This is a genomic window from Actinomyces gaoshouyii (genome assembly GCF_002072175.1).
Classification (GTDB): domain Bacteria; phylum Actinomycetota; class Actinomycetes; order Actinomycetales; family Actinomycetaceae; genus Actinomyces; species Actinomyces gaoshouyii.
Window position 1 is genome coordinate 148,890 of the sequence record NZ_MVIV01000003.1, and the last position, 17,765, is coordinate 166,654.

Below are 17,765 nucleotides of genomic sequence, written 5' to 3' on the forward strand. Positions count from 1 at the left end.
CTCAGGCCTCCTGGGGGGTCGGGGCAGCGGTGGGCGGGACGGGGAGGGACGGGACCCGCCGCCCCTCCAGCGCGCCGCGCGCGACCTGCTCGGCGATGGCGGTGACGGCGTCGGCGGCGCCTTCCATGGTCTCCACGATGGTGACACCGGGCAGATCGGCCTGGTGGAGGATGCGGCGGCCGAGCTCGGCGCTGTTGCCGTCCAGGCGCACCACGATGGGCTTGGCGGGTCCGGTAAGGGCGCCCATCGCGGCCACGATGCCCTCGGCGACGGTGTCGCAGGAGGTGATGCCGCCGAAGACGTTGACGAGGATGGCCTGCACCTGCGCGTCGGAGGCCACGATACTCAGGGCGTCGGCCATGGCCCGGGCCGATGAGCCGCCGCCCAGGTCGAGGAAATTGGCGGGACGCATGCCCCCGTGTCTCTCCCCCGCCCCGGCGACGATGTCGAGCGTGGACATGACCAGGCCCGCGCCGTTGCCCAGGACGCCGACCTCGCCGCTCAGGCGCACGTAGTTGAGTCCGGCCTCCTTGGCGCGGGCCTCGAGGGGATCCACCGAGGAGGCGTCGGCGAGGCCCTCGTGGTCCCGGTGGCGGAAGCGGGCATTGTCGTCGAGGGTCACCTTGCCGTCCAGGGCGATGATCCGCCCGTCATCGGCCAGAACGAGGGGGTTGACCTCCACGAGGGTGGCGTCCTCGGTCACCAGCGCCTCCCAGAGGCGCTCGATGACGGCGGCGACTCCGTCGGCGGTCCGCCCGGGCTCGAAGCCCGCGGCGGCCACGATCCGTCGCGCGGCCTCGGCGGTCAGGCCGGCCAGGGGGTCGATGGGGACGCGGGCCAAGGCCTCGGGGCGCTCAGCGGCGAGGGCTTCGATGTCCATGCCGCCCTCGCGCGAGCACATCGCCAGGTAGCCGCGCTCGGCGCGGTCCAGAAGGATCGCGAAGTAGTACTCCTCGGCGATGTCGGCCCCCTCGGAGATGAGGACGGAGCGCACGGTGTGCCCCTTGATGCTCATGCCGAGGATGGCGGCGGCGCGCTCAGCGGCCTCCTCAGCGCTGCGGGCGAGCTTGACACCACCGGCCTTGCCGCGCCCACCGGTCTTGACCTGGGCCTTGACGACGAGCAGCCCGGCCCCGCCGTCGAGAAGGTCCTGGGCGGCGGCGCGCGCCTCCTCGGGGGTGGTGGCGATGATGCCGGGCAGGACGGGGACGCCGTGGCGGCGGAAGAGGTCCCGGGCCTGGTACTCATAGAGGTCCATGAGGCTGTGTCCTTTCACGCGGGTGTCGGCTCTCATCGGGCGCTGGCCCGCCCAGGGCCCGGCGGGCCCTGGGCCGAGGGTATCGCGGGGCGGGGCGCCGCGGCTGAGGATCGACCGCGAGTCTTGGGGGCGGGTTGGCGAACGGCTCGCGTCCCGGCGATGAGAACGCCGCGTCATCGGTGTGACGCGGGCCCCTCGGGCGGGACACAATAGGAGCCGACCGGACTGGGCCGGACAGGACCGGGCCGCAGCCGGACCGCATGAGAGGGAGTCCCATGACCGCCGCAGGCAACACCGCTCCGCACCCGCTGTCCAGCGCCTCCCAGGAGGCCGTGATCGACGCCTTCGCCTCCTTGGCCTGCGATACGGCCGATGGCGCGGCGCCCACCAGCCCAGCCGGGGAGCCGATCCGGGTCGGTGTGCTCACCTCGGGCGGCGACGCCCAGGGCATGAACGCCGCGGTGCGGGCCGCCGTGCGCACGCTGCTGCGCCTGGGCGCCCAGCCCTTCGCCGTCATGGAGGGGTGGGCCGGGGCCGTCGCTGGGGGCGAGGGGATCCGCCCCCTGGAATGGGACTCCGTGGGCGCGATCCTCCACCGGGGCGGGACGATCATCGGCACGGCCCGCTCCGCGGAGTTCCGCGAGCGCTCCGGGCAGCTCGACGCCGCCGCCAATCTCCTGGAGCACGGCATCAACCGGCTCATCGTGATCGGCGGGGACGGCTCCCTGACCGGCACCAACGAGTTCCGGAAGAACTGGCCGGGCCTGGTGGCCGAGCTCGTTGAGACCGGGCGCATCACCGCCCGGACGGCCCAGGCGCATCCGGCGCTCATGGTGGCGGGGATCGTCGGCTCGATCGACAACGACCTCGTCGGCGCGGACATGACGATCGGCACCGATTCGGCCCTGCACCGCATCCTGGAAGCCATCGACGACATCTCCTCCACCGCTGCCTCCCACCAGCGCACCTTCGTGGTGGAGGTCATGGGCCGCCACTGCGGCTACCTGGCGCTCATGGCGGCGGTGGCCGGCGGCTGCGACTACGTGCTCGTGCCCGAGATCCCGCCGGCCGAGGGCTGGGAGGAGGACATGTGCGCCAAGCTCGCCAAGGGCCGGCGGGCCGGGCGGCGCGAGTCCATGGTCATCATCGCCGAGGGGGCCACTGACCGCTCCGGCAATCGGATCACGGCCGACGACGTCAAGCGGGTCCTGTCCGAGCGCCTCGGCGAGGACGCCCGGGTGACGATCCTCGGGCACGTCCAGCGAGGCGGCAAGCCCAGCGCCTACGACCGCTGGATGTCCACCCTGCTGGGATGCCAGGCGGCGCGCGAGGTCCTTCAGGCCTGCCCGGAGACGGTACCGGTGATCGTCGTCGAGCGGCACAACCGCATCCGCTCGGTGCCGATGATGGAGCAGGTCGAGGCCACGCGCGCGGTCAAGGACCTGGTAGCGGCCGGGGACTGGGAGGGCGCCGTGGCCGCCCGGGGGCGCAGTTTCGGCGAGATGCTGCGGATCTTCGAGACCATGTCCACTCCCCCCGAGCCCACCGCCGCCGGGGCCGCCCCCAGCAGGAGGGTGGCCATCATCCATGCCGGCGGGCTCGCTCCGGGAATGAACACGGCGGCCCGCGCCGCAGTCCGCCTCGGCCTGGACCACGGCTTCACCATGCTGGGCGTGACGGGTGGTTTCCCGGGCCTTCTCGACGGCGAGGTGCGCGAGCTCAGCTGGGACGGCGTCGAGGGCTGGGTCGGCGACGGCGGGGCCGAGCTCGGCACGCGCCGGGAGGTCCCCGAGGTCGAGCAGCTCTACGCCCTGGGCCGGGCCATCGAGAAGCATGAGATCGACGCCCTGCTCGTCATCGGCGGCTACAACGCCTACCTGGCCGCGCACCGCCTGGTCACGGAGAAGGGCCGCTACCCCGCGTTCCAGATCCCCATCCTGTGCGTCCCGGCGTCGATCGACAACAACCTGCCCGGCTCCGAGCTGTCGATCGGCACGGACACGGCGCTCAACGCGACGATCAGCGCCCTGGACTCGATCAAGCAATCGGCGGCGGCCTCGCACCGCTGCTTCGTGGCGGAGGTGATGGGCCGCAAGTGCGGATACCTGTCCTTCATGAGCGGCCTGGCCACGGGCGCCGAGGGCGTCTACCTCCACGAGGGCGGCATCGGGCTGGCGCGCCTGGCGGAGGACTCCAGGCGGATGGTGGAGGCCTTCAAGAACGGTCGGAAGCTCCACCTGCTCATCCGCAATGAGCGGGCCAGCGAGTACTACACCACGGATGTGCTGGCCAAGATCTTCGCCGCCGAGGGCGTGGGCCTGTACGACGTGCGCGAGGCCGTCATCGGGCACCTCCAGCAGGGCGGTGACCCCACGGCCTTCGACCGCCTCATGGCCACCAAGCTCGTCGCGCATGCCCTGGACCTGCTCGCCGACCAGCTCGTGAAGGGCACGGACCACTCCAGTTACGTGGGCCTGACCGGTGGGCGCATCACCCACCACCGCCTGGAGCGCATGGAGGATGACCTGGACATGGCCAACCGCCGTCCCCGCCATCAGTGGTGGCTGGGGATGCGCCCGGCCCTGGACCTGGTCTCCTCGGACCTCGGCCCGCTGTCCATGGCCGATGTCCCCGACTTCGGCGAGGCCGTGGACGCCGCGGCCACCGCCGAGGACTGAGGGCCGGGCCGTTCCTCCGCGGTATCTGCGGGCCGAGCCCTCGCTTCGCGGGGCGGATCTCCTCAGCGACCGGTGCGGCGCAGGATGAGGGAGTCCCATGCCTCCAGGCGGTCGGGAGCTCCCCGGCCCAGGACGCCGGCCTGATCCGCGGGCAGGGAGGCGAAGAGCACGCGCTCGGCGTCGGCCCACTCGCCCAGGTCGAGGCCCTCCGCCGCGAGCCGCGCCCGCAGGGCGCCCCCCTCGGTCAGGTCCAGAGGTGTGCGCCCGTAGGCGGCCAGGAGGAGGAGCTGACGCGCGGCGCCGTCGACGCCCTTCCACGAGCGCAGAATGATCCAGGTGTCGGGGCTGGTGGCGTCGAGGAGCCGGAAGGTGCCCAGCGCCATCGCGGGCTCGGCGTGCCGCAGGGAGATGAGCGCCCGGTGGTGCTCGAAGACACTGCCGGGGACCCCTACCTGGCTGGCGGCGTTGACCTCGTCGGCATTGGGGGCGATGGGGATCCATGGCGTCCCCGTGGTGAATCCAGCGCCGGGGCGCGGCTCCCACTGCACGGGTGTGCGGGCGTTGTCGCGGGAGTTCGTGCGCAGGCTGTTGACGACGGCGCCGGGGTCGTCCCCCGCGGCGACGCGCTCCCGGTAGTGGTTGAGGGACTCCAGGTCGCGGAAGGAGGAGATGTCCGGGAAGACGGTGTTCGTCATGCCCAGCTCCTCGCCCTGGTAGATGTAGGGCGTGCCGCGGTGCATGTGCAGGATGGAGGCCAGGGTCTTGGCGCTCATCGCCCGAAGATGATGATGGTTGTCCCCGAAGCGGGAGACGGCGCGGGGCTGGTCGTGATTATCCCAATAGTTCGAGTTCCAACCGCGCTCCGTCAGCGAGCCATCCGGGTCGGCCTGCGGGGCGAGGGCGTCCTGCCAGGAGGCGAGGTTGGCCTTGAGCGCCACATGGTCCACGGGGATCGGGTCGAACTTCCCGCCGGGGCCGTCGGCGAGCCCCACGTGCTCGAACTGGAACACCATATCGAGCTCGCCCCGATCGGGGCCCGTGTACAGGGGCCCGTCGGACGGGCGCACCCCGGGGGTCTCCCCCACGGTGATGATGCGGCCGGGGCGCGGGGCGAGGACCTCGCGGTTCATCTCGGCGAGGAACTCGTGGATCCTCGGTCCGTTGGCGACGGCGTGGAATCCGTCCCCGAACAGGTCGCCCGGCCCCTGGGCCCCATCGGCCAGCGGGTAGGTCTTGGAGATGAGGTTGATGACGTCCATGCGGAAGCCGTCGACACCGCGGTCGAGCCACCAGGTCATCATGTCGTGGACGGCGCGGCGCACCTCGGGGTTCTCCCAGTTGAGGTCCGGCTGCTTGCGTGAGAACAGGTGCAGGTAGAACTCACCCGTCTCCTCATCCCACTCCCAGGCGGGCCCTGAGAAGAAGGATCCCCAGTTGGTGGGCTCGGTGCCGGGCCGGCCGGGATCCAGCCCCGGCACCTGGCGGGGCGGCCGCCAGATGTACCAGTCGCGCTTGGCTGAGCCGACTGCGCTGCGGGAGTCGACGAACCAGGGGTGCTCGTCGCTCGTGTGGTTGACGACGAGGTCCATGACGAGCCTCATCCCGCGGGAGTGCAGGCCGGCGATGAGCGCGTCGAGGTCGGCCAGCGCGCCGAAGGCCGGGTCGATGTCATAGTAGTCGGAGATGTCGTAGCCGTTGTCATCCTGCGGGGAGCGGTAGACGGGGCTGAGCCAGACGACGTCGACGCCCAGGGCGTCGAGGTAGTCCAGGCGCTCGGTGATTCCGGGGATGTCCCCGACGCCGTCGCCATTGGTGTCCTGGAAGGAGCGGGGGTAGACCTGGTAGACGACGGCGTGGCGCCACCAGTCGGCGTCCATGCCGACATGCCGTGGGGAGGTGACGATCGGGGGGAATCTCATGGAGGCGATTCTGCCGTGATCAGTGCCGAGGCGCAGCGTTTCGGGCAGTGGGCCGGCGTGAGCGCCGCATCGCTCCCCGCTCGCCGTCGATCGCGGGGCTGCCTGTGCTCGGGGAATCTCAACGCGGAATTCATCGCCGAGGGGCGGACGATGGTCTTCCAGACATCCTTCGCGGCTCCGCCCTCGCCCGCCCAGGTGGGACCGGGCCGCCGTTCGCTAGGCTCGGACCCATGCCGGACACCCAGAGCACCGCGCCGACCGGCGCCCCCGACCGCGCCGGGACTTCCGAGCGCTTCCCCGAGGCCGCCCCCTTCCTCGCCGGGGACGACCGCTCCAACCGCGAGCGCATGATCGCCGGGGACTGGTATGTGGCCGATGATCCGGAGAACTCCCGCATCTCCGCGGCCGCGCGCCGCGCCCTCCACCTCTACGAGGAGGCCTTCAACCTCGGCGAGCCGGGGGCCGAGGAGCACCTGCGCGCGGCGATCCCGCATCTGGGCCCCGGCTGCACGCTGCGGCCGCCGGTGCGCGTGGACTACGGCGACCGGATCACGGTCGGCGAGGGAACCTTCGCGAACTACGGGCTCGTGGCCCTCGACGTCGCCGAGATCCGCATCGGCGCGCATTGCCAGATCGGTCCGGGCGTCCAGCTGCTCACCCCGGTCCACCCCCTGGAGCCGACGGCCCGCAGGGCGGGCCTGGAGTCGGCCGACCCGATCAGCATCGGGGACAACGTGTGGCTGGGCGGCGGCGTCATCGTCTGCCCGGGCGTGACGATCGGCGAGGGCTGCGTGGTGGGGGCGGGAGCCGTCGTCACCCGGGACCTGCCGCCCTACTCGCTGGCGGTGGGCAATCCCGCGCGCGTCATCCGCTCCCTCGACGACTCCACCTTCGCGCCGCGCCGCTGAGGTCCCCCGCTGCGCCGCGGGCGGCGCCGTCGAGAGCCGCCGGGCCGGGCACGAGTGATGGGCCCGGGTAGCCGTCCGGCCCGCCTCCGCCAGCGGGCGGGCGGGCCGGACGTCGTTTTGGCCGGGGTCACTCGCTCACTGCTTGAGGCCGCCCGCGGCCAGGCCGGCGACGATGCGACGCTGGAAGAGCAGCACCATGATGATCAGCGGGATCGTCATGATGACGCCGGCGGCCATCTGGGAGCCGAAGGGCGTGTTGAACTGCGAGTCACCGGTGAACTTGGACAGCAGCACCGTGGCGGGCTGCATGGTCGGCCTGTTGATCATCGTGACGGCCACGAGGAACTCGTTCCACGCGCCGATGAAGATGATGATCGCGGTGGTGAAGATGCCCGGGGCCGCGATCGGCAGGATGACCTTGCGGAAGGCCTGGCCAGGGGTGCAGCCGTCCACCATGGCGGACTGCTCGAGCTCCTGGGGCATCTGGCGGAAGAAGCTCGTCAGGTTCCACACCGCCAGGGGCAGTGAGAAGGAGAGGTCGGGGACGATCATCGCCTGGTAGGTGTTGATCCAGCCCCAGTCGGTGAAATTCTTCAGCAGCGGCACCATGATCGCCACGAGGGGGAACATGGAGGTCGCCAGCACGACGATGAGGAGCATTCCCTTGCCCCGGAAGTCCAGGCGGGCCAGGGCGTAGGAGGCGAACGTGGCCACGGCCAGTGCGACGATCGTGACGACGACGGACACGATGAGCGAGTTGAGCAAACCCTGCCCGAAGTAGTTCCCCGAGGAGAAGACCGATTTGTAGTTCTCCAGGGAGGGGTGGGTGGGCCACCAGGAGTTGTCGAAGATCTCGGTGTCCGGGCGCAGGGAGGAGACGAGCATCCAGTAGAAGGGCGCCAGGCAGTAGATGACGATGAGGATGATGCCGAAGGTCGAGGCGATCTCCCCCCAGGAATGCTTCTTGCTCGGCCGCTCGATCGCGGGCGTCGGTGATGCTGAGGCGCTCATGAGTCACTCCTGTCGGCCGAGGCGGATGCGGCGCGCTTGGGCAGGAAGGCCGAAGCTGGGAGCCTTCCATCGCTCCTCTTCCTCCTGCGTCTCTTCTCCGGTCCCGTACCCAGGTCGGCGTGGGTGATCTTGGTGAAGGCAAGGGCGAAGGCGAAGACGTAGAGGAAGAGGATGAGCGCGTAGACCGCGCCCGAGCCGTAACGCAGGTTGGAGGCCTCGTCCTGGACGAGCATTGAGATGGTCTCCACGCTCTCCTTGCGCGGCCCGATGAGGATGTAGGGCAGGTCGAACATCCTCAGGGCATCCAGCGCGCGGAAGAGGATGGCCACGGCCAGGGCGGGCTTGACCAGCGGCAGTGTGATGCGGGTGAAGCGCTGCCAGGTGGTGGCGCCGTCGATCTTGGCGGCCTCGTAGACCTCGTCGGGGATGACCTGGAGGCCGGCGAGCGTGAGCAGTCCGATGTAGGGGGCGGTCTTCCACACGTCGGTGATGATGATGGCCATCTTCGCCGTCAGGTCGCCGGACGCCCACATGATGTGATGGCCGAGGATGGCGTTGGCGACGCCGTTCTGGTTGAAGATCCAGGCCCACAGGATGGAGGACACGGCGGTCGGGATGGCCCAGGGCACGAGGATCGAGGCGCGCACGATGCCGCGCCCCCTCATGGCCCTGTGCATGATGATCGCCATGGCCACGCCCAGGAGGGTCTCCAGGACGACGGTGACGACTCCGAACAGGGTGGTGTTGTAGACCGCATTCCAGAACCGGTCCCCGGAGCCGGTGAAGATCCTGGTGTAGTTCTCGAACCCGACGAAGCGCTCGGCCTCATCGAAGAAACCCGTCGACTTGTTCAGCTCGGGCGGGGCGAAGAAGGACTGGTACAGGGATTGGATGACGGGGATGACGATGACAACGCCCAGGATGAGGATCGTCGGGGTGATGAGGAGCCAGGCGAGGCGCGATTGCGCCCGGCTCGCCTGGGAGCGGTGCTTGAGCGCCGCCTGCATATCCGTGCTCATAGGCTCTTCTCGTTTCCTTCTGAGGACTTTGTACGACTAGTGGATCGCCGCCGGGCGCTCAGGACAGGCTCTTGAGCGTCGCCTCCAGACCGGAGATCGCGGCCTGCGCGGTGGTCGCGCCCGTGATCGCCGGGTAGAAGGCGTCCTGGATCGCGGCGGTGACATCGCCGTAGTAGACGGCCTTGGGGCGGCTCCTGGCGGAGTCGAGGGACTCCCTGAGCGTCGGCAGGAAGGGGAAGGTCTCCAGCTGCGCGGGGTCCTCGTAGAGGGAGCCGACGATGGGCGCCAGCGTCTGGGTCTCCAGCGCGTAGCGCTCGGAGTCCAGGGAGGTGAACCACTGGATGAATCTCAGCGCGGTGGCCTTGTTCTTCGAGTAGGCGGAGATCGCGCAGTTGTGGCCGCCGAGGGTGGGCACGAACTTCTTGCCGTCGATCATCGGCAGGGGCGCGACGGCGAACTTGTCCTCGCCCAGGGACTCCATGTCGTTCTTGTACTGGTAGGCCCACTGCCGGTAGAAGAGGAGCTCGCCGGACTCGAAGGCGTTGCGGCCGTCCTCCTCCTTCCACTCCAGGGACTCCTTGGGGATGTAGCGGTCGGTGAAGGCGTCCATGAGGTTCTGGAGCCCGGCGACGGCCTCGGGGGAGTTGATCGTGACCTGCCCCTGGTCGTCGTAGAAGGAGCCCCCGGCGGTGTTGATGAACTCCGATGAGCAGCAGGTCAGGCCCTCGTACTTGGCGTACTGGCCGCCGAAGCCCCCGATGGACGAGCGCCCGGGCAGCGCGCGCACGGCGTCGATCGCCTTCTTGATCCCCTCCCAGTCCTTGGGCGGCTCCTTGATCCCGGCCTCGGCGAGGAAGTCCTTGCGGTAGTACATCATCGAGGAGTCGGTGGCGAAGGGCATCGCGAAGAGCCTGTCCCGGTAGATTCCGGTGTCCCACACCGACTCGATGACATCGGGGCTGGCGAGCTGCTCCTGAGGCAGCTCAATGATCCAGCGGTGGGCGGCGAACTCGGCGATCCACACGAGGTCCACGGAGATGACGTCGTAGGCGTCGGACTTCGTCTGGGCGTTGTTGATCATGGACTGGCGCTGCTGGTCCGCCTCGGAGGAGAGCTCGATGAGCGTAACCTCCTCGCCCGGGTTCTCGACGTTCCACTGATCGATCCGCTTCTTGACCATCCCACCGGAGTTGTCCTTGCCCTGGACCCAGGTGATCGGCCCGGTCCCGGTGATCTCAGTGCTGGCACCTGCTCCTCCGCTGCAGGCCGCGACGGCGGCGCCGGCCGCCGCCAGGGCGGAACCCTGGATGAATCGGCGGCGGGGTAGCGAGCTCGTCATATGAGCCTCCTCCTTGAACCTCATCGGTGGCGGGCTGCGAGCGCCCGCGCATCGGCCACAGACATCGACGACTATGACCCAGGCAACAGTAGATCGGTCGGCAAGCGACTTCCGTCACCTTGCAAGCGACCTGTCTGTGATCTTCAACTCAACAGACATCCGATGTTCATGCTGATGGCGGCCCCTCTCACGTGGGATGACGGCAGTTCCGACCCTCGCTCGCGGTAGCCTCGCCGTGATGCGCGCTCGGCGGCGCGCCCACTCGATCCAAGGAGGCCCCATGGCCCACGACCATTCTGGCGGCAAGGCGATCATCGCGGCGCTGGCCGCCAACGTCGGCATCGCCGTCACCAAGGCCGTCGCCTGGCTGCTCACCGGCTCATCGTCGATGCTCGCCGAGTCGGTCCACTCCCTGGCGGACTCCGGCAATCAGGCGATCCTCCTCCTCGGCGGCAGGCGGGCCAAGCGGCAGGCCGATGAGCAGCACCAGTTCGGCTACGGGCGCTCCCGCTACCTCGCGGCGTTCATCGTCTCGATCGTCCTGTTCACCCTGGGCGGCCTGTTCGCCCTGTACGAAGCCTGGGAGAAGTTCAGTCATCCGCACGCCATCGACTCCTGGCTCTGGGTGCCGGTGGCCGTCCTCGTGGTGTCGATCGGCCTGGAGAGCTTCAGCCTGCGCACCGCGCTGCACGAGGCGCACGCCGCCCGCGGGAGGCGCAGCCTGCTCGGCTACATCCGCGATTCCCGCTCCCCGGAGGTCCCCCTGGTCCTCCTGGAGGACATCGGCGCGCTGGTCGGCCTCGTCCTCGCCCTGGGGGGCGTGTCGATGACGCTGCTGACCGGTGACGGGCGGTGGGATGCGATCGGATCGGCATCCATCGGCCTGCTGCTCGTCGTCATCGCCCTGTTCCTGGCTCTCGAGATGTCCTCCCTGCTGCTGGGGGAGTCGGCGGCGCCCGAGCACCGCGACGCCATCCTCGCGGCGATCCCTGGCGGGGCCCTGGACTCCGTGGTCTACCTGCGCACCATCCACACGGGGCCTGAGACCCTCCTCGTGGCGGCCAAGGTGGCCGTGCCCACCGAGGCGACGGGCATGGAGATCGCAGAGTCGATCGACGCCGCCGAGGCACGGGTGCGCGAGGCACTACCGGGTCTGAGCGCCACGATCTTCCTCGAGCCCGACATCCGCCGCGCCTGAGCCGCGCGCCCCGGGCCGCGATGGGAAGGGCCGCCCCTCGGCGGCTCGCTGCTCCGACTCGGCGCGAACCGGGCGGCCCCGGCGGTGAGCCATGAGCAGAGGCGGGATGGGGATCCGATCAGGCCTTGGCCAGGGGCGCCAGGCGCAGCATGAGGCGCTTGACGGCGCGGGCGCCGTCAATGGTGAACTCGACGCGGGCGACCTTCGAACGCCCCTTGCCCTCCAGGGCGACCACGGTGCCGACGCCGTAGGAGTCGTGGCGCACGCTGTCTCCCACGCGCAGGCCCTGGACGGCCGCGGGCAGTTCCTCCTCCCCGCCACTGCCCGAGGACCTCCCGCTGCCATCCAGGCGGACCGGAGCGGATCCCTTCTTCGCGGCGGCGCGCTTGGCGGCCCGGTCCTTGGCGGTCTCCACGCGCCCGATCTTGCCGGTACGCGCGGGACGGGCACCGATCGGGGGCGCGAAATCGTCGTCGTCGGAGTGCCAGGAGCCTCGAGAGCGGGAGCCCCTGCGGCCGCTCCCCTCATCCCCCCAACTGCTCCCCCAGCCGGTGCCGCCCCCGCGCAGGGCTTCCATGGAGGATGCCAGGCGCTTCCAGTCCATGGTCTCGGGCGGGATGTCGTCGAGGAAGCGGGAGGCGGGCATGGCGGTGGCCTGCCCCCAGGCGGAGCGCACGGCGGCGCGGGTGACGTAGAGCCGCTCACGCGCGCGGGTGAGGGCAACGTAGGCCAGGCGCCGCTCCTCGGCGAGCTCGGAGTCCTCGGCCAGGGCCCGGGAGTGCGGGAAGGTGCCGTCCTCCATGCCGGTGACGAAGACGACCGGGAACTCCAGGCCCTTGGCGGTGTGGACAGTCATGAGGGTGATCTGGCCGGCCTCGGCGGCCTCATGGGCCTGCGCCGCCTCCTCCTCGCCGACGGCGCCCCCGGCGGAGGGAAGCTGGTCGGAATCGGCGACGAGGCTGACGCGCTCCAGGAAGTCGGCGAGGCTCCCCTCGGGATTCGCGGCCTGGAAATCGGCGGCCACGGAGTGGAGCTCGGCGAGGTTCTCCACGCGGGTGGCGTCCTGGGGATCGTCGGAGGCGCGCAGCTCGGCGAGGTATCCGGAGGCGTCGAGGGCGGAGTCGAGGACATCGGCGACGCCATCGCCCGAGGCCTGCTGATGGCGCAGGCCCTCGAGGAGCTCGTGGAAGCGGGTGACCTGGGCTCGGGCGCGGGTGGCCAGACCCTCGACCTCCGGGGCTCCCTGCGCCTCGGTCTCGCTCTGGCCCGGGCGGGGCGCTCCGGCCGCGTCGGCGATGGCGTCGGAGAAGGACACGTGATGGCGGGCGCCGTGCTCGGCGAGAGCTGCCTCGGCCTTCTCCCCCAGCCCGCGCTTGGGGACGTTGAGGATGCGGCGCAGGGAGACGTCGTCGTCCGGGTTGTCCACGGCGCGCAGGTAGGCGATGGCGTCCTTGATCTCGCGTCGCTCGTAAAAGCGAGTGCCGCCGATGACCTTGTAGGGCTGGCCGGCACGGATGAAGACCTCCTCCAGGGCGCGGGACTGGGCGTTGGTGCGGTAGAAGACCGCGATGTCCCGGGGCCTCACCCCGTGCTCGTCGGCGAGGCGGTCGATCTCGGAGGAGATCCAGCGGGCCTCGTCGTGCTCGGAGTCGGCCACGTAGCCGGTGATGGGGGCGCCGGGGCCGGAGTCGGTGAAGAGATTCTTGGGGCGGCGCCCGGTGTTGCGCGAGATGACGGCGTTGGCGGCGTCGAGGATGTTCTGGGTGGAGCGGTAGTTCTGCTCCAGCAGGATGGTGCGGGCGGACGGGTAGTCCTGCTCGAACTCCTCGATGTTGCGGATGGTGGCGCCGCGGAAGGCGTAGATGGACTGGTCGGAGTCCCCCACGACGGTCAGCTCGGCCGGCGGGAGCGCCGAGCCCTCCCCGGAGGTGCCGGGGCCGCCGACGAGCTCGCGCACGAGGACGTACTGGGCGTGATTGGTGTCCTGGTACTCGTCGACGAGGATGTGGCGGAAACGGCGCCGGTACATCTCCGCCACCGCGGGCTTGGCCTGGAACAGCTGGACCGTGCGCATGATGAGGTCGTCGAAGTCCAGGGCGTTGGCGGCGGCCAGGCGCGAGGCGTAGGCGGTGTAGACCTCGGCGAGATAGCGCTCGAAGGGATTGGTGGTCACCGCCTTCTCCGCGTACTCCGCGGGGGTGACGAGCTCGTTCTTGAGGTCGGAGATGCGGTGGGCGAAGGCCTTGGGGGTGAAGCGCTTGGGGTCGATGCCCAGCTCGCGCACGATGAGGGTGACCAGCCGCGTGGAGTCGGCGGCGTCGTAGATGGAGAAGGTGGAGCGCAGGCCGGCGGCCTCGTGCTCGCGGCGCAGGATGCGCACGCAGGCGGAGTGGAAGGTGGAGACCCACATGCGCCCTCCGGCGGGTCCGACGAGCGCGGTGACCCGCTCGCGCATCTCAGCCGCGGCCTTGTTGGTGAAGGTGATCGCGAGGATCTCGCCGGGGCGGGCCCGGCCGGTGGCCAGCAGGTGGGCGATGCGGTGGGTCAGGACGCGGGTCTTGCCGCTCCCGGCGCCGGCAATGATGAGCAGAGGGGCGCCGGCGTGGGTAACAGCGGCCGCCTGGGCGGGGTTGAGGCCCGCGATGAGCCCGTCCGGGCTTCCGACGGCGAGGGGGGAGTCCCAGGCCCGGGCGCCCCGGGCGCGGGAAGCGGAGGTGAGCCCGCCCTCAGCGGCCGCGCGGGCGTCCTCGGCGCCCGCCTGGGCGCGGGCGACGAGGTCGGTGATCTCGGCCTGGCGATCCTCCCAGGTGGGGGCGACGGCGTCGGCATCCTCCGGAGGGATGGCCTCCTCGGGGTCCGGCGCGGCGTCGTCAGGGGGTTCGACGCCGACCCAGGAGGCATCGCCATCCCAGCCGTCCCAGCCCGAGGCGCTGGGGGTGAGGGAGGGCAGGGCGGCCTCGGCCGGGGGGCGGGGGCCCCGCCCGGGACCCGCCGTGGCGCCGGGCATAGCCAGGCCGGAGAAGAGGGTGTTCGTCGCGTAGCTCATCGTGGGCACTAGCCTAGGCCAGGGCACTGGCATGAATCGGGCGCGCCCGCCGCGGTCGGCCTCTCAGGGCCACGGCGGTGCTCGGCGCTCCGTCGTCGACGGCGGCGAGGCTGCGGGGGTGGGGCCGTGATGGCCCCGCCCCCGACGAGAGCCGACTGATCAGGGATGAGCGGCGATGGTCAACCGGGTCGCCGCGCTCAGGCGCGGCGGGAGGCGGCCCGCAGGACGATGCCGGCTGTCACGAGCCCGATGGCGAGGATGCCGAGGATCGTGGAAGCGCCCGTCCTGGCCAGGGAACCGGACTGGGAAGCGGCGGAGCCGGCCGGGACACCGGCGCTGGCGGTGGGGCTCAGGGCCGAGGCGACGGCTGTGGCGGACGTGGCCGCTTGAGTGGCAGTGGCCGCGGGGGTCGCGCTGGGGACGGTGGAGGCGCTCGGCGTCGCCGAGGCGGAGGGCTCCGCGGACGGGGCAGCGATGCTCGGAGCGGCCATGAGGCCGAGGGAGAGGATGGCGGCGGCACCACCGGCGGCAAGACGGGAAGGCTTGCTCATTCTGGGATCCTTCGATTCAGGGAATATAGGGTAGCAGCATCCTACGGCCGTCCGAGCCCCGCCGGCCCGCTCGTGCGCCCGCGGCCATCATTGATGCCAAGACGTCACCTGCGGCGCGCGCTGACTCGCCGCGACGGGCCCGGGTCACAGGTGCTCGCGCGCCCGGGTTCCCAGGGACTCGAGGACCTCGAGGAGCTCCTTGACCAAGGCTTCATCGGCCGCTTGAGCGGCGGCCGAGGCGGGCTACGCCGATCAGGCCCATATGCGTCGGGAATTCGCGCCCCTGGTGGGCGTGAGCCCGACCCGGATCGCGTCTCAGCACGCTCAGAACGCGACGCACCCATCCAGTTCTGCATGATTCCATCGTTTTCCAGAATCGACGTCGGCTGCGAGAAGCAAAGCCTTGAAATCATGCGATTGCCCGTCTCCACGCGAGATGTTGAGCATGCCGATTGTCAGTGCCACGGGCAGAACGCTACATAGGCGGGTCGGAGCTCATCTTGGATGGAACGGCCCGGCGCGGGCGACCGCATCCCGCTCTAGGATTCAACCGGATTGACTCATATCATGACCATTCAGATCGCTGTCCGACTGCCTGATGACGTCGTCTCATTCCTCGACGAGGCTGTCGCCCGGGGTGAGGCACCGAGTCGAGCCGCCGTGGTCATCCAGGCGCTCGAGCGCGAGCGCCGAGAGCGAGCCGCGGCCGAGGACGCGCGCATCCTCACGGAGATCGGCCCACAGGACGACCTGGACAACCTCGTCGAGTGCACCGCCAGGACCACTCATGTCGAGGACTGAGCCTTTCTCACCATCGATAAGGAACCGGCACTCGCCCAGGCTCTCATCCTCGCCTTCGATCTCGACATCTCCCTCCCAGGACGCATCTGACCTGACAGCAACCCGACGCACCCGCACCCGTGCGAGGCTTGCCCCCATGAGCAGCCGGTCCGACGCCGTCGTCCGCAAGCCCGACTCCTTCGCCGGGGCCACCCGCCTGGAGGCGCAGTGTCTTGACTGGCCGGCCGAGGCCATGCCCGACGGCGGTGCGCACGTCGTGCCGGTCAGGGTCGGCGACGGCTGGATCGAGGAGCCCCGTCTGAGCGCTGGGCGGGTGACACCCGGCGCGGCCAGGGCTTTCGGGCGGGCACTGGCGGTCACGCACGCCGCCGGTGCGCCTGCCTTCGGGGCGGCCCCTCCCGGTTGAGACAGGAGCACCCGCATGGGGCGCTCCGACATCCGCCTGCGCCCGCACGCCCCCGAGGCACCGCGGGACGAGCCCCGCCCCTGGGGCGTGTTCTACGCCGAGGACCGCATCGCGCCCTACATCGGCCCGGGGCGGGATGCGGGTTCGCTCCCCACAACGAGGCCGGGCTCATTGAGCGGGTTTATGCGCGCCTGGCCGAAGGCGACTTCGATGCCCCGCAGCCCGAGCTCACCCGCCGCCGGGCCGAGCAGCGCGGGCAGCGGATCGCCGTCGCCCGCACCCACGGGGACCTGTGGACCGGCAACGTCCTGTGGGCGCCAGCCGTCCAGGTGGCCTCCTGGGCGCCCGCCTCAGCGGGTCGCGGACCGTGCGGTGAGGTCGGTGAGCGCCCGGGCGCTGGCGCGCAACGGGGGCTCGACGTCGTCGGCGTGCTCATCGACCCGATGGCGCACGGTGCCCACGCCGAGACGGACCTGGCGGCGCTGGGGGTCTTCAGCCAGCCGCACCTGGACCAGATCTACGCCGGTTACGACGAGGTCTCCGCCCTGGCCGACGGCTGGCGGGAGAGGGTGGGGCTGCACCAGCTGCACATGCTCATGATCCACGTCTTCCTCTTCGGCGGCGACTACGGGCCCCAGGCGGCCGCACTCGCACGCCGCTACGCCTGACGTCCAGGGCTGAGTGCCGGCGCCATTGCTCAGCGCCGGCGCTCAGCGTCGGGCGAGGTCGTCCTGGACGCGCTGCGGCTCCTGGGCCAGCGGCACGTTGTTGGTGTCGAGCACGCCGTCGAGGCCGCCGGCCTCGTCCGCGCGCGTCGCGGCGAACAGGGCCTCGAAGTCGGTGACGGGGGCTCCGGCCCTGCTGAAGACCTCCACGGTGCGACGGGCGCCGGAGGGATTGAGCGCTCCCTCCAGGAGCACCTGGGCGATGTGGCGCCGGTCGACTCCGGGCTGCCCGGTGACCAGGTCGCCCTGCCGCAGGTCGATCTGGTGGTCGGCGGGACCCTGGTAGTCGAACCAGCCGGGGCGCACGATTGTGTAGGGGTGGCCGGAGGCGCGCACGAGCCGCTCGGCGCGGCGCTTCCACTCCACGAACTCGTAGTTGCTGGCGCTGGCGCCGGCGGAGTGGCTTGTGTTCATCGCCGTCATGAGGCTGATGTGGGTGTCGCAGTCCCCGAGCGCCTCCAGCAGCGCCGGGATGACGGCGTAGAAGTTGTTCTCGCCGTCACTGTCGCCGCCGTGGGTGAGGATGACGGCGTCCACGTCCGCGACGAGCGGACGCAGCGCGTCGGCGTCGGCGGGCGCCGCCTCGACGATCTCGGCGCCGTCAGGCAGGGATCGGCGCGCCCGCTGGGCGTTGCGGGTCTGGGCCTTGACGGTGTGGCCGCGTTGGAGGGCCTCGTCGACGACGACGCGTCCGACTTTTCCGGTTGATCCGATCACCAGGACAGTGGTCATGTGGCAGCTCCGTTCAGAAGGGTTCGGCTGGGTAGCGACGGCGGTACTGATCGATCACGCGGGTCAGCCGTCGTCCGCTGCGCAAGAAGTCTGCCCGGTGGCCGCGGAATCAGCCAGGGCCCACCGGTACCCCGATGCCAGGGCCGGTCTGCTTCGGCGCGGCGACTTGGGCGA

Annotated in this window: 15 protein-coding genes; 6 read left to right on the forward strand and 9 right to left on the reverse strand. The window is 70.7% G+C overall.

Going from position 1 to position 17,765, the window contains the following annotated elements:
• Position 1 precedes the first annotated feature (1 nt).
• Positions 2–1,258, reverse strand: a complete 1,257-nt coding sequence (gene sucC / locus B1H50_RS03965; RefSeq protein WP_080462488.1) for an ADP-forming succinate--CoA ligase subunit beta — start codon at positions 1,256–1,258, stop codon at positions 2–4.
• A gap of 275 nt (positions 1,259–1,533) precedes the next feature.
• Here sucC and B1H50_RS03970 point away from each other — a divergent pair, with 275 nt between their 5' ends.
• Complete coding sequence (locus B1H50_RS03970; RefSeq protein WP_268237221.1) at positions 1,534–3,936, forward strand: 6-phosphofructokinase; 2,403 nt, start codon at positions 1,534–1,536, stop codon at positions 3,934–3,936.
• Between the two features lie 62 nt (positions 3,937–3,998).
• On the opposite strand, the gene B1H50_RS03975 is transcribed toward B1H50_RS03970, so the two are convergent.
• Entirely contained in the window at positions 3,999–5,855 is a 1,857-nt protein-coding gene (locus tag B1H50_RS03975) for an alpha-glucosidase (protein ID WP_080462489.1), read from the reverse strand.
• A gap of 230 nt (positions 5,856–6,085) precedes the next feature.
• Here B1H50_RS03975 and B1H50_RS03980 point away from each other — a divergent pair, with 230 nt between their 5' ends.
• Positions 6,086–6,763, forward strand: coding sequence for a sugar O-acetyltransferase (locus B1H50_RS03980; protein ID WP_080462490.1), 678 nt, complete (start codon positions 6,086–6,088; stop codon positions 6,761–6,763).
• A 135-nt stretch (positions 6,764–6,898) separates the two neighbouring features.
• Here B1H50_RS03980 and B1H50_RS03985 read toward each other — a convergent pair whose 3' ends face one another.
• From B1H50_RS03985 to B1H50_RS03995, 3 genes are read right to left on the reverse strand one after another with little or no spacing between them, the layout of a single operon-like run.
• Positions 6,899–7,774, reverse strand: a complete 876-nt coding sequence (locus B1H50_RS03985; RefSeq protein WP_080462491.1) for a carbohydrate ABC transporter permease — start codon at positions 7,772–7,774, stop codon at positions 6,899–6,901.
• Positions 7,771–8,793: a carbohydrate ABC transporter permease gene (locus B1H50_RS03990; RefSeq protein WP_080462492.1), complete on the reverse strand. Its 1,023-nt coding sequence runs from the start codon at positions 8,791–8,793 to the stop codon at positions 7,771–7,773. The genes B1H50_RS03985 and B1H50_RS03990 overlap by 4 nt, the downstream gene beginning before the upstream one ends.
• Positions 8,794–8,851: 58 nt before the next feature.
• Positions 8,852–10,132, reverse strand: coding sequence for an ABC transporter substrate-binding protein (locus B1H50_RS03995; RefSeq protein ID WP_080462493.1), 1,281 nt, complete (start codon positions 10,130–10,132; stop codon positions 8,852–8,854).
• Between the two features lie 280 nt (positions 10,133–10,412).
• Between B1H50_RS03995 and B1H50_RS04000 the strand changes: the two genes are divergently transcribed.
• Entirely contained in the window at positions 10,413–11,330 is a 918-nt protein-coding gene (locus B1H50_RS04000; protein ID WP_080462494.1) for a cation diffusion facilitator family transporter, read from the forward strand.
• A gap of 118 nt (positions 11,331–11,448) precedes the next feature.
• Here the strand turns inward: B1H50_RS04000 and B1H50_RS04005 are convergent, their stop codons facing one another.
• The 3 genes from B1H50_RS04005 to B1H50_RS09715 all read right to left on the reverse strand — a co-directional run bounded on the left by B1H50_RS04005 (position 11,449) and on the right by B1H50_RS09715 (position 15,392).
• Complete coding sequence (locus B1H50_RS04005; protein ID WP_229657945.1) at positions 11,449–14,376, reverse strand: UvrD-helicase domain-containing protein; 2,928 nt, start codon at positions 14,374–14,376, stop codon at positions 11,449–11,451.
• Positions 14,377–14,573: 197 nt separating this feature from the next.
• A complete protein-coding gene (locus tag B1H50_RS09710) occupies positions 14,574–14,927 on the reverse strand; it encodes a hypothetical protein (protein ID WP_080462495.1) in 354 nt (117 codons plus the stop codon).
• 324 nt (positions 14,928–15,251) lie between these two features.
• Positions 15,252–15,392 carry a hypothetical protein gene (locus tag B1H50_RS09715; protein ID WP_158082823.1) on the reverse strand — a complete coding sequence of 47 codons (141 nt, stop codon included), beginning with the start codon at positions 15,390–15,392 and terminating at the stop codon, positions 15,252–15,254.
• A 102-nt stretch (positions 15,393–15,494) separates the two neighbouring features.
• Here B1H50_RS09715 and B1H50_RS04015 point away from each other — a divergent pair, with 102 nt between their 5' ends.
• The 3 genes from B1H50_RS04015 (at position 15,495) to B1H50_RS09810 (ending at position 16,802) form a co-directional block, all read left to right on the forward strand.
• On the forward strand, positions 15,495–15,728 hold the full coding sequence (locus B1H50_RS04015; protein ID WP_080462496.1) for a YlcI/YnfO family protein: 234 nt from the start codon (positions 15,495–15,497) through the stop codon (positions 15,726–15,728).
• A gap of 136 nt (positions 15,729–15,864) precedes the next feature.
• The gene (locus tag B1H50_RS10100; RefSeq protein WP_095532475.1) at positions 15,865–16,134 is read left to right on the forward strand and encodes a hypothetical protein; all 270 of its coding nucleotides are present in this window, start codon (positions 15,865–15,867) and stop codon (positions 16,132–16,134) included.
• The gene (locus B1H50_RS09810; protein WP_308421836.1) at positions 16,131–16,802 is read left to right on the forward strand and encodes a fructosamine kinase family protein; all 672 of its coding nucleotides are present in this window, start codon (positions 16,131–16,133) and stop codon (positions 16,800–16,802) included. The genes B1H50_RS10100 and B1H50_RS09810 overlap by 4 nt, the downstream gene beginning before the upstream one ends.
• A gap of 42 nt (positions 16,803–16,844) precedes the next feature.
• Here the strand turns inward: B1H50_RS09810 and B1H50_RS04025 are convergent, their stop codons facing one another.
• Complete coding sequence (locus B1H50_RS04025; protein ID WP_080462497.1) at positions 16,845–17,591, reverse strand: NAD(P)H-binding protein; 747 nt, start codon at positions 17,589–17,591, stop codon at positions 16,845–16,847.
• Positions 17,592–17,765 lie beyond the last annotated feature (174 nt).